The 11,973-nt window shown below is 34.6% G+C and carries 13 protein-coding genes; 2 read left to right on the top strand and 11 right to left on the bottom strand.

What is annotated here, in order from left to right:
- Nucleotides 1-11: 11 nt before the first annotated feature.
- Genes AAC084_RS19750 through AAC084_RS19770 form a run of 5 tightly spaced genes read right to left on the bottom strand, consistent with a single transcriptional unit; the run spans nt 12 to nt 4,404 of the window.
- Entirely contained in the window at nt 12-851 is an 840-nt protein-coding gene (locus tag AAC084_RS19750) for a hypothetical protein (RefSeq protein ID WP_339842038.1), read from the bottom strand.
- The gene (locus AAC084_RS19755) at nt 851-1,432 is read right to left on the bottom strand and encodes a conjugal transfer protein (protein ID WP_339842039.1); all 582 of its coding nucleotides are present in this window, start codon (nt 1,430-1,432) and stop codon (nt 851-853) included. The genes AAC084_RS19750 and AAC084_RS19755 overlap by 1 nt, the downstream gene beginning before the upstream one ends.
- Nucleotides 1,433-1,443: 11 nt before the next feature.
- Nucleotides 1,444-3,846, bottom strand: coding sequence for a TraG family conjugative transposon ATPase (locus AAC084_RS19760; protein ID WP_339842040.1), 2,403 nt, complete (start codon nt 3,844-3,846; stop codon nt 1,444-1,446).
- On the bottom strand, nt 3,833-4,117 hold the full coding sequence (locus AAC084_RS19765) for a hypothetical protein (RefSeq protein WP_027126732.1): 285 nt from the start codon (nt 4,115-4,117) through the stop codon (nt 3,833-3,835). The genes AAC084_RS19760 and AAC084_RS19765 overlap by 14 nt, the downstream gene beginning before the upstream one ends.
- Complete coding sequence (locus tag AAC084_RS19770; protein WP_025743366.1) at nt 4,117-4,404, bottom strand: hypothetical protein; 288 nt, start codon at nt 4,402-4,404, stop codon at nt 4,117-4,119. Before AAC084_RS19770 ends, AAC084_RS19765 begins: the two co-directional genes overlap by 1 nt.
- 166 nt (nt 4,405-4,570) lie before the next feature.
- On the opposite strand from AAC084_RS19770, the gene AAC084_RS19775 reads away from it, so the two are divergent.
- Complete coding sequence (locus AAC084_RS19775) at nt 4,571-5,236, top strand: N-acetylmuramoyl-L-alanine amidase (RefSeq protein WP_025743367.1); 666 nt, start codon at nt 4,571-4,573, stop codon at nt 5,234-5,236.
- Between the two features lie 122 nt (nt 5,237-5,358).
- Here AAC084_RS19775 and qatD read toward each other — a convergent pair whose 3' ends face one another.
- From qatD to AAC084_RS19795, 4 genes are read right to left on the bottom strand one after another with little or no spacing between them, the layout of a single operon-like run.
- Nucleotides 5,359-6,093, bottom strand: coding sequence for a Qat anti-phage system TatD family nuclease QatD (gene qatD, locus AAC084_RS19780; RefSeq protein ID WP_025743368.1), 735 nt, complete (start codon nt 6,091-6,093; stop codon nt 5,359-5,361).
- Nucleotides 6,090-7,427: a Qat anti-phage system QueC-like protein QatC gene (gene qatC / locus AAC084_RS19785; RefSeq protein ID WP_025743369.1), complete on the bottom strand. Its 1,338-nt coding sequence runs from the start codon at nt 7,425-7,427 to the stop codon at nt 6,090-6,092. The genes qatD and qatC overlap by 4 nt, the downstream gene beginning before the upstream one ends.
- Nucleotides 7,424-8,260 carry a Qat anti-phage system associated protein QatB gene (qatB, locus tag AAC084_RS19790; RefSeq protein ID WP_025743370.1) on the bottom strand — a complete coding sequence of 279 codons (837 nt, stop codon included), beginning with the start codon at nt 8,258-8,260 and terminating at the stop codon, nt 7,424-7,426. The genes qatC and qatB overlap by 4 nt, the downstream gene beginning before the upstream one ends.
- A 6-nt stretch (nt 8,261-8,266) precedes the next feature.
- Nucleotides 8,267-10,108: a P-loop NTPase fold protein gene (locus tag AAC084_RS19795; protein WP_025743371.1), complete on the bottom strand. Its 1,842-nt coding sequence runs from the start codon at nt 10,106-10,108 to the stop codon at nt 8,267-8,269.
- Between the two features lie 236 nt (nt 10,109-10,344).
- Here AAC084_RS19795 and AAC084_RS19800 point away from each other — a divergent pair, with 236 nt between their 5' ends.
- A complete protein-coding gene (locus AAC084_RS19800; protein ID WP_025743372.1) occupies nt 10,345-10,770 on the top strand; it encodes a hypothetical protein in 426 nt (141 codons plus the stop codon).
- Between the two features lie 2 nt (nt 10,771-10,772).
- On the opposite strand, the gene AAC084_RS19805 is transcribed toward AAC084_RS19800, so the two are convergent.
- Together AAC084_RS19805 and AAC084_RS19810 are read right to left on the bottom strand one after the other, a co-directional pair.
- Nucleotides 10,773-11,435 (bottom strand): ATPase, encoded by a 663-nt coding sequence (locus tag AAC084_RS19805; RefSeq protein WP_110355858.1) that lies wholly within the window; start codon nt 11,433-11,435, stop codon nt 10,773-10,775.
- On the bottom strand, nt 11,432-11,973 hold a 542-nt coding region (locus AAC084_RS19810; RefSeq protein ID WP_339842041.1), incomplete at its 5' end, for a hypothetical protein. The genes AAC084_RS19810 and AAC084_RS19805, both read right to left, overlap by 4 nt.

The following is an 11,973-nucleotide window of genomic DNA, read 5'->3' on the forward strand; positions in this document are numbered from 1 at the left end:
TTATTGCTATATCAGCCTGTAAAGAGTTTAAAAGTGAACGAGGTCGCTCGTTTATATAATTTGAATTTCAGCAATACAATAAATCCGATAGACCCTAACTGTAAAAGCGGTGCGAAAAAATTACTACCCCAATCCGTACCAAATAAGTCGCTCCAGAAATTGGTATTGATTTCGGTATAAAGATTATTCACGAAAACATTGACCAGAAAAAAGGCAGGAACTAACATATAAACACCTGCATAAAGTTTGAAAAAGTTGTAGGCCAATGACCTGAACTTTTCAAAGACTGCAAGACTAATGACAAGTGGGAAAAATGCTTGCATTATGCCCAATAAAAAGAAGCGTTCTGCAAGGAATAAGGGGTAGATAAACAAATCCAACAGCCAGAGAAATATTCCGGCAATAAAGGATAGTATCTTTAAACCATATAAAGGTGTAACTAATGCTTCGTAGAGCATCGCCATTGCTTTAGTGGCGGCATCCCAAGCACTTACATCCTGTTCGATGTCAATATCTTGCATCTGCAAAGGAAGAAGTGCGGGTGCCGTGTCCCGATATTGGTTTTCAATGGCCACCAAAATAGTGTCGAAAACACTCAATACCTGTGTGGAAAAAATCACTAAAATTACTATTGCAAAGTTTTTTGCCAGTTCCGCAGGGGTTAAGCCCCAAGTGTAGCCCTCATTATTAGCAACGCCTTCATTGTACTTTTTTAGGATGTTGATGAGAAAGAACAATATGGCAAGGGTCTTCATACCTGCAATAGTGTATTGCGAGAAATCACTATTTTTTATCGTTTGAAAAATAGTGTCCACATATTCTAACCCTATGCCTAAAAAAATACCTGACATTAGTAATTGGTTTCTCGGTTGTTGATTTTGTGCTGCATTTCCCGAAATTGAATAATCTCTCGATAGCGTCTAGTCTTGGCTTCAATTTCCGCTACCATTTCCTTGGATTCCAATTCCTTTTCTTTGAGTACTTCGGCTCGTTCGGCATCGGTCATCTTCATATTGTCGTTGGACAGTATTTGGTCGATATACTCCATACCTGCCATAGAATTTTCAAGGATGGCATCAAAGGAATCTGAAATACGTGTAACTTCATCTGGTTTGATAAAAGGGGAATTGAGTATTTCCCTTAAATCATCCTGTACAACATCAAACAGGCGTTGGTTATTTCTTGCTAATTCCCTGACCGCTTTAAGTTGTTTGATTACATCGTTTACCTTATCGATATTTTCCTTTTGCGTTTTAAGGAATTTTACCGTCTTCATTAAATTGGCGGTCTGTTTACCGGATTCCAACAATGATTTTACAAAAGAGATAAAGTTTGTGTTGTCATACACAGGCATCCCCTGGGCCGAAGCGTTACTTCCAATTAGCACTACAAATAGTGCGGATAACATTAGTTTTTTAATTGTCTGTCTCATAATTTTTGTTTTTAAGAATTAATAAATATTTTAATGGCTTGTTCCATATTTTTATGCTTTTCATAGAGCTTCATTATTTCTTCGCTCTCTCGTCCATCAGTTAAGTAGGCAGCAAAGACTTCTGGTGGTACTTCCAATCGAAAAATGTTGCTTTCCTTTCCAATTTTGATAAACATTTCGGTATATTTTCGTGTTCCCGTAAGGTTGTTCCGAATGGATTTTAACTGGTTCAAATCGTGACTGGAAAGGTTGAGCCTGTTTTTTAATTCCGCATAGCCTTTTTCATTGCGAAGGCTGTAAATTACTTGGGTGTTTTCAAGAATACTCGCCGATGTGGAATTGTTGGGCAATTGGTTAATGGATTGCAGTATAATCCCAATCGCTCCATTTTGTTTTCTAATGGCTTGATAATAGAATTCTACACTTTCGAGTACATTTCCAAATTTGAGCTGTTTGGCAAACTCGTCGAATAGGATGATTCCCCTCTCGGCTTTATTTCTCCAAATGGTTCTTTGAATGGCAGATTTAATCAGCTTCAACATTACGGAAAGGATTTCCTTATTGTCCTTTACTTCATCAAGTTCAAAAACAATCAGTCTTTTATCCTCAATTTTATAGGTCTGGTCTTCACTTACATTGAACAGGAAGCTGTACAAGCCATCATCCACATATTCAGAGAGAATGTGCAGAAAATCGTAGATGTTGAAATGTTGCTCTTGAATATGTAGTTCTTCTAAAAAGGTGTCTTTTTTTGTATCAACGAACTGGTATAAATTTTCCAAAGAATGTGTACCACCCACATTTTGTAGATAGTAGTACCGAAGTACTTTTTTGACCGCCACTTCTTCAGCTTTAGTCGTTGCTTTGCCCGAAGCCAAGAGCTCTAAAAGGAAGATTGCCAAATCTTCCAATCGCTCTGGTGTCAAATCATTGACATCAGAGATATAGAATGGATTGATACCCAAATTTTTTCCCTGTTCATAGCGAAGGATGATATGGTCGTCTGGATAGAGCTTGGCAAATTTTGAATATGAACCACCTAAATCAATAATGACCAATCGAACATTTTGTTCAAAATATTGGCGTAGAATATTGTTTGCCAAAAAAGATTTTCCCTCTCCAGTAGGTGCGAAAATGGCAAAGTTCCTTGCCTTGATGCGTTTCTTCTTTTCATCCCAGACATCTTTAAGTACAGGAATGTTATGTTGTCTGTCATTAAAGATGACACCTGTGGCATCTGACTGATAGTTGGTATTGTTAATGTACAGGCAAAGAGCGTGTTTTAAATCGGTTACGTATAAATCCTCATTAGAAAAATTGGAAGTAAAACAGCAATATGAGTTTAAGAAATATTGCTTGCGTTCTTCGCCTTTTGGATAATAAGGCACTATATCCAATTCTTTGAATTCGGTTTTTATTTTGGAAGCAATTCTTTCTAATTGTGCTTCATCTTTATCCCAGAATATAATATTTAGATGACCCCTAATAATTCTTGAACTATCGTCCTCATTGATTTTGGTAACAATGTCTTCAATCTTCTTTAAGATGACTTTGTTCTGTGTTCCAAAATTGGAACTCTTTTTGAGTTCTTCAATTTTCTTGTCCAACAGCTTTCGCCATTTGTGCTTATCATCCAAATAAATGATTTGGTTGACAATATGATTTTCATTGAGATTCAACCCTAATCCGTCAATAAATCCTTGGTGGAATACAAAGTCGTCCGAAGTAAATTTATCATTGGTCTTGCTACTCTGAACCACATCGCCATAACACAATTCGCTATTGATGGCCAGCACATCAAAATGATGGTCGCCAATTTCAATATTCGCTTTTTTCAATAGAATGTCGGTATCAAATCCTTCGTTGAATCCATTAAAATAAGCATTGGTCAATGACAAGACTTTATCGATACCCAAAGGTATCAATGACACTTTCCGGCTGTTATTTACAAAGGAAACGGCATCGTTAACAGAAGCAATAAATTCCTGAACGTTATGGTCCATTTGCTTATGAATACCCTTTTCGACCTTGCGGAATGGGTTGGTAAACTTCGGTGCGTTCAAAGCTTTGTTGTGCGGAAGTATAAAGAATAGGTAAGAAGAATGTTTAATGAATTCCCGACCTTTAAAATAATCGTGTGTGGCACGTTGCAAAAAGCTTTTGTTCGGAAGTTCTTCCGCCAAATATTCAGCTTTCTGATAGATGTCCTGTTTGTGGATAACCGTGGCAATAGGCAATGATTTAAACGCTTGAAACCACGAACCGTGAATATCCTCAAAATCTTTTTCCGCGAGGGAATAGATTTCAGGATTGTCCACTTGATAGCCCAATACCACATTGCCGTTATTAGCGAACACGATATGGTCTTGAATATCCAAAATAGGATGATATGCCGATAGGTTAATTTTCTTCATAGTACAGACGACTTCCTTTTTTGTTACTAATTGTTTGTGGGAATACCTTTTTGATGTGCATCAATGCAGGGTTTTTGGTAATGTGAGTCAATACGATATACAGTGCACCGTTCAATAGAAATACTGAAATGATAACAGTAAAGCTGAACGAAAAGATGATGAACAGCAATGAACCGATAACAACGGTCATCATTAAAGCGAACAATGATATGGGCAGACCCATAATCACGGCTCGCTTGCGTATGTTTTTATAGACCTCGAATCGTTTCATTACACTACGATGCTAATGAGGTACGTAAAGATGCCCACGACTGCTCCCGCAATCAATACAAAGACCAATACACGGGTAATACCTTTTTTTAAATCGGCATTTTCGCCAAAGAAGTGTCCTGCATTGAATAGAAAGCCAATTAAGAATATAACGCCCAGAATAATAGGGAAAATGGTTCGGATAGTATCGGAAACATCGTTTACGGAATCTTCGATACCTCCAATTTGTGCAAAAGTCGTACTTGAAATAAGTAATGATAAGATGGTTACATAATGTGATTTTTTCATAATCAAGGTGATTTAAATTTTACGTCAATTTTGATATTTGAAAAATAGTGTATATTACAACGCAAATAACTGATAATCAGTAATTTGTGAATAAAATAAATTTTGACATCAATTGTTTTTATTTGATACGAATTGGTATCAAATTTTATGAAAATCGAGAAGTGCTATGTTAATAACTCTAAAATTTTGGAAGAGGATAAAGCCTAAAAACGTCAGTTTTGTGATTTTGATGCTACATTTCTGTGTGATTTTCGGTCAACAAAAAGTGATTATCATCGATCCTGGGCATGGTGGAAAAGATACTGGTGCAATTGGCACAAATAGTATTCAAGAAAAGGATGTTGTGCTTGATATTGCAAATGAGATTATAAGGCTAAATAAAACCCTTATAAATAACAAGTTTGACATTTACTCAACTAGATATAAGGACACTTTAATTTCCTTATCGGACAGAAGCCAATTAGCTGAAAGCTTAAAGGCTGATGTGTTTGTATCATTACATTGCAATGCTTCTAATACTTCTTCAAAAGGGATAGATGTTTATGTACATAATACCAATGACATAGAAGTGCTGATAAAAAAATCTATCGAAATGGGATTGTCCATTTTGAAAGAAAGCACCCAAAAATTAGGTTTTAAAAAACGAGCTGTCCGATTTTCAAATTTTCAAGTGCTACGAGAGAATACTACATATCGCCCTTCGATACTCGTTGAAATGGGCTTTGTTACGAATACTGATGAAGCGGATTATTTTTTAAAACCCAAAAATATAAGAGCTATGGCATTGGCCATTTTAATGGGATTGTGTAACTATTTTAATACTGGATTATGAAGGAAATACTTATTGAGATTGTGAAGAGTTTGAAAAAGCTCTTATCAGAACTAAAAAAAGAAATAAAAGATATTAATAGGTGGATTGTTAGTACTCGTAAATAGCATAACCCCTAAAAACCATCAATTCTGAATCAGGTCGTAAAAGTTATTTAAAATCACGTTTTTTAGTTTATCTGAATTATAATCCTTTTTTAAATGACAAATTTTATCTAGGATACTGTCAACCATTAATGGGGTGAATTTTTTTGAGCCTAATGATGTAAAAGGACCGTCCGTTTCTAATAGAATTTGATTAATAGGGATACTATCAATAATCTTCTGTCCGTTTTTAGATTTTGTCATTTGGTAGTTTATCGAAAAGTAATATCCACGGGATACCGCAATTTCAAGGTTTTTGATAGAGCCTGAGTACCAATGTAGAATAACTTTCCCAGGGAACGATTTGCCAAAAATATCCAGTAAATCATTTTCGGCTTTTCGACTATGAACCGTCAAAACCTTATCGCTAAAATTTGTGCATTCTGATATTATTTTCTCAAAAACTTGAACCTGTCTTTTATAATCTACAGGCGATTTGTTGTAATTGTCTAGTCCTATTTCTCCAATATATTTTGTCTTACTTAAAAGTGAAATGAACTTATCAATTTCCTGATGTCTTTCTCCAACTAATTCAGGATGCAATCCAAGAGCCGGTCTTATATACTTAGTGTTTTTTGTAATATTTTCTGTATAAAAATAAACTTTGGGGCTATTCGTTACTGCGATTGTGTAAACTTTAGATTTCTCTATTTGATTTACAATATCAATCGGATTGGACATCAAGTCCAGATGAAAATGAGTGTCATGATATTTCATTCTAAAAAATCTCTTACTTCATTCATTCCACGTTGATAAACATCTATATATTTATCTAATTCTTGCTTACTTTCAAACGGTAAAGGGCCAGAACTCAAAATATCAAACATTATGCTTCTTATTGGACGGTTTTCTAAACGCTTTAGAGATAGTTTGAATGCCCTTATGTCACTGCCAGAAACCAGTTTTTGTGAAGGAACATTTTGAGTTATATTGTGTACATATTCAGTTCCGGTAGTACCACTTTTCTTTTCTGCTGATTGTCTTATAATGCATGGTACACAATATCCACATTGAATTCCTGGTCTCATGCCTGAATACCTACTATTTTCTGAATGAGAGCAAGAAAGTGTTTCATGATTAAGTTTTTTTAGCAATTTTTGATTCTTGCATTCAACCATCATTTCGCCTTTGGTTTTCCATTGATATGGATTGTTAATTTTATTCTTTATCCCTAATTCGGAAATCACTTTTTTAAATGTAGATAGGTAGTATGGATGTGTAGTTCTTGTGCTATGACTACTAAGTCTAGTTCCAGTCAAAGGAACATTTAAAGAGATTAAGCCATTTTCGGGAATAATGAAGTCAATAGTTTCTTCTAATGTATTTGCCACTATTAGACCAAGGCACAAAAACAAAAAAGACCTAGCTCTAGAACTTTCTTCTTTTGAAGCTTTGGCATGCTGTTGATTTGGCTGCACATAAAATTGATAATTAGAGAAAGACTCATCGCCATATTTTTTTCTTAAATTTTCATACAGCATAGTTTGAGCACTTTTATCAGCTCCTCTTTTATAGTGACTAACAAAGGTTACCTTCTTTTTGTTTTCTAATAGGTCAATGGCTCCAATAAATGAGTCCATTCCACCAGAAAATAAAGCGACCTTTTCTATTTTATTAGGGTTGTGGTTTTTAATGAGTTTAATTTGTTTTCCTTCTGTAATTATGTTTTTTCTAAAGTAAATTTCCCATTTATCTCCACTTAAAAACGATAGTAATTTCTGCAAATCTTCTTTTGCATTTTCCCATTTGTCCAAAGAGGAAACAGGCATATATATTTTGAAGTGGCGACTCCATTCTTGAAAGCCATGAGCTTTTCTGGAAACCACTTGGTCAGTAGTGTAAATTCCGAGGGAAAGATGCAATAAATCTAAAACTTCATCTTTTGGTTCTATTTTTGCCAAACGTAATTCTTTGAAAATATTAGTTCCCAAAGCGGATGGGTCATTTCCTAATTGAACGGTGTTTAAAATATACTTTTCTTCTGAAGCAGACACTTTTACATCAAAAGTATCCTTCTCATTATTTTTTATTATTATGTGCCAAATACTCATTTTTCTAGTGTTGAATATGCGAGTTCAAATATGTCCTCTATTATTTTTTTTCCTTCTCCTTGAGCTAAATCTATTTTAGAAATATCAGCTTTTTTAAATCCGTTTTTTACTTCATCTCTTATAAAAAAACGCATTTCATTTTCCAATTTAATTGCTTCGCTTTCAGATAAATCATTTCTTTCAAGAGCAATTCCAGCTTCATAAACCCATTTCTTGAAGATATAAGCACTCACAAATTCAACTACGGTATCAGACAATGTTTCTGAGTTAATACTGTCTAGTGATTCTATATCTCTACCACTATCAAGGATTTTTTCATAGAGTCGGTCAAATGTTATCATTATGGCTGCACGTGCGATTGCTTCGTCATTAGTACTACCCGTTGGGGCAATTCTATCAGCAATTTTTGCAATAACTTCCTCACTAGATTTACCTATACAATCAGATAAGTCATATTTTTGTAAAGTTTCATTAAAGCCTTCTTTTGAAACTCCGCTCAAAAAACCAAGATAATTTCTACCAACGTTAATTCCAGCAATTGAAGATTTTGTGGCTGCCCTACTACCACCAGATGACTTTATATATGATTTAGCAAAAGTTTTAAAACTAGAACCGCTACCTCCATTAGAAATTCTTGTGAGTATACTTTTTGTGCCTGATAATTTTTGTGTTGGTACTGTTTCAGGTTTTGAATCTACTGTTTCATTTAAAGTGTCATCCGATTGCTGATTGTTTTTCTCGTCTGTTTCTGGGGCATTGTCAGAGTCAGTTGCCCAACTGGGTAGTAATGGTGTTTTTCCTTTTGGTCCAGTACCTGATGCAGAAGTTCCCATAATTTATTACAAGTTTTTTAATTTACGTTTGGCGATTCCTGCCAAACGCTTATTTGTTGAACTCTTACTCCAGTCTTTTATCATTTTATTAACTGTAGGTTCGTGCGAAGTATTTTCGGAAATTCCTTGAAGCCAAGTGGTAATACTAAGTGGTAAAACTTGGTGCGGTAATTTATCAATCAAACTTAATAATTGAGAGATTAGTTCATTTCTGACGTTACAAAAATCTATTAAACGTTTTATGGTTGGTGATTCCCCATTCTGTTCTCCTTCATTTTTCATTCTTTCTGCTAGAGATTCAAATATCGCTGATGAATCCCCATCGCTAAGAGACCTTACTTCTTTTAAGGCCAAGCTTCTGATAGTTTCAGAATCATTTAAGAGTTTTATAAATAATTCTTGAGCTTGAGAACTCATTCTTTGGATATTAGTCCCAGAAACGGATAATTTGTCTCTTGAATAATAAAAATAGGATTGTAAATTTACCTCGCTGACATTGGGTTCTGAAGATAGCCATTGTCTAATCCAAGAATCTTGTAAATAACTTTGAAATTCTACTGGCAGTTCATCTAATTTTTCATCATTATTTTCTAGTACTAACTCTTCCATCAATTTTAATTCGGTAATAATTCCTTGGTTCTTTGCTTGTTGTTGATAAAAACTTTTGAACGTTTCTGACTTGAAGTATTCCAAGAGCATTAGTTTTGCCAAAATACGTTTATCAAGATTTTCTCCTTTGGAATTTGCCATCTGGTGTCTTAACAAAAGAGTGTTTAAAAATCTTTTTGTCTGTCTGGGGTTACCATTAAGACCTACTGCCAGAACCGATACAAGTTGGGCAGAGAGAAGCAACGCTTCTTTTAGATTTTCGTTGACTTCAGTAACAAATTCATTCGCATTTTCTAATCTAAACGTAAAACCAAATTGGTCTTTATTTTTCTCTTCTAAAACACTTATCCTGATATGTTCAAATTCTCCGATGTCCGTATATAAATTAGTGAATAATAGATTGATGTAAGTTGTCAATTCTAGGTCACTAAGGGGTGGAATTCTTATTGGGTATTGAATTAGTTTTTCCAGATAATCACGTCCCACTTCAGTATTGTCTCCTGGTATTTCTGGAAACCTTCTTCTAACTGCATGTTTAATGAGTCGTTCATCCGCCCCAATTACAAAAGCAGTATTTTTCGCAAATAAGAATAATTTAATGGCTTCAAGTGTTCCAATGACTGTATCTGGTGAACACCTATCCAAATCATCAATTAACACTACTATTTTTTTTAAATTGGTTTCCTTAATTAATTCTTCAAATGCTAGATGGAATTCTTGAATGTCATTTTTAAGGATTTCGTCAGGGTCAGTATTTTCATTTTGCTTTTTTATATACTCTTCATAATCGGCATTGGACAACTTACTTAAGATGTCTGATGTAGTAGTTAAGGCAAGTCCTGCTGGCCCCATTAACATAAAACCAGCTCCATGCTTAACAGCAGATTGTCCAATTTTAAGTAAGTCTATTTTTTTTAGAAGTTTTGCTGCAATTTTTAATGCTTTATCCTGTGGTTTTCTTTTTTTGATTATTTCGTTAACTATCCTGCCCATCAAAACGGTTTTGGTATCTTCATACCCTTCAAATAACCATCCATTAAAGTTGATAATTAAAACATCTTTGTCCCCTAAATAGGTCTCTTCAACCATTCTCATAAGACTCGACTTTCCGCTTCCCCAATCGCCAAAAACACCAATACTACAAGGCAATAGATTGACATTGTTTACAATGCTTGTTACAGCATTTACAAGATGCTGATAGTCGATAAAATCAGAGTTTGTTTCGTTATCATTCCACATTTTTTGACGTTATTTTATTCAAAAAAAGCCAATGAAAACCCATTAGCTTTTTAAACATTAATATTTTAAGCGTAATCGCCTATAAATATACTGAAATGTCTTTTTAAATTCTTACGGTTTCCTACAAATTGTTAAAATTTTATTAAGAATATATCTTTACTTCTGGAAGTCAAAATTTTGGTCTTTTTTCGTAAATTAGGCCTAATTAGAGTGTTATAAACTCTAGTGCAAATAAAATGAGAGCAATTGCAATTTTCTTTTTGAACGTACTTCAAAATACTTTGGGGATGACTTTTGGATGGTTGTTTAAACCAAAAACCAAACGAAATTCATTTAAGGCCTTATCTGATGTTGAAAAGGTAAAATATCTTGAAAAAAGAAGGCAATACAAAGGCTATAAAAAACAATGGCTGTATTACAGGTGTAGAGAAGAAGGTTTATTAGAAACCTATTACAAATTGTTCGATACTGAAGTTGAGGGACAAGATTCTGGAACGAAATTTAGTTTCGGTAAATATAGAGGGGAATATGTTGAAGCTATTTGGGAATCTGATAAAGAGTATATCAATTGGCTTTCCCAACAAGAATGGTTGGCTCAATATTTGGATGAAAGCGATATGATACACGAACTACTTCTTTTAGAGGAAGAAAACCAAAATTAGATTTAATCCCTTTTATCACGACTGCTTTTATCAAAGGCAATTAAATTGAACAGTTGTCGCATCCTTGAACGTACCCTATTCCCATAACGTTCCTCCAGTTCTTTAGCATTGAGGTTTGTAGTTGCGTGTGTTTTAGTTTTATGACTTAAAAATAAATCATAACGTGAAAGTAAGATTTCGCCCATTACATTACAATCTTTTCCAAAATGCCTTCCGGTGGGTTCTACACCCAAATCATCAAAACAATAAAACTTTTTGTCGCCGTAATTTTCAATGATGGTGTACCCAATATTATTAAAGGCAAAGGCAATGTTTCGTGTGGGTATAACCTCATACGATTTCTGATGTGGCACAATATGGCGTAACAGTTTCATTAAACTGGTTTTTCCACAACCAACAGGACCAGAAAGCAAAATCCCTTTATCGCGGTCGATGTCTAATTTTTTGCAATTAGCTTCATCCCTGATAAAATAATTACAGAGCTTGAATATAATATCACGGTCTTCTTCAAAAATTTTGAATTTCTTGCCAAAAAGTAGTTTTCCTTTGGCATTGAGATAAATTAGCATTTTATCAAAATCATAAAGCATTTGATTGTCTTTCAGTTCTCCCAAGGTGTATTGAACGCTACCCTCGGTAATGATATGTGGTTTGTGGGGATTCATAATGGTTCATTATAATTTTTGTTGGAACTTGTCTTTAGGTTGTCCGTATTTTGGCTAACTGCAACCATTGTTTTTTCTTCTTTTAGCTCTTCGGCCTTTATCATCCAGTTTCGAGCTGTGGCGTGCCAATCGACAATTTTTGTTTTTCCACCTACTTTCCAACCGATGCCTTGGTAGTGGTTGTAAAATTTTTTGGCTTCCAATTCTGGCCAATTTTCCTTTTCAAAAAAATCAATGACTTCATTTTCATTTTTTGGTTGGTCAAGTTTAGTATCATTTGCTTTGTTTTTTCCTGTTTGTATATGTTTGTTTATAGATACCACCGCTTGTCCATTGCTTGTTCCGATATTGGTAGGGTTTGGGTACAGAGCTTGTCCATCACTTGTCCCAAAATTGAACATCTTGATTCTGCTGCCTTTAAATGGATTATGTGAGGGTTCGTATAATAGGTATTTCCAATGATGTAGTTCTTTGATGCAGCGATGGTAGGTAGTTTTTGAACCAATCTTGGAAAACCGCATCGCTTCTTCTCGATTGA

The organism is uncultured Maribacter sp. (assembly GCF_963977385.1).
Lineage (GTDB): Bacteria > Bacteroidota > Bacteroidia > Flavobacteriales > Flavobacteriaceae > Maribacter.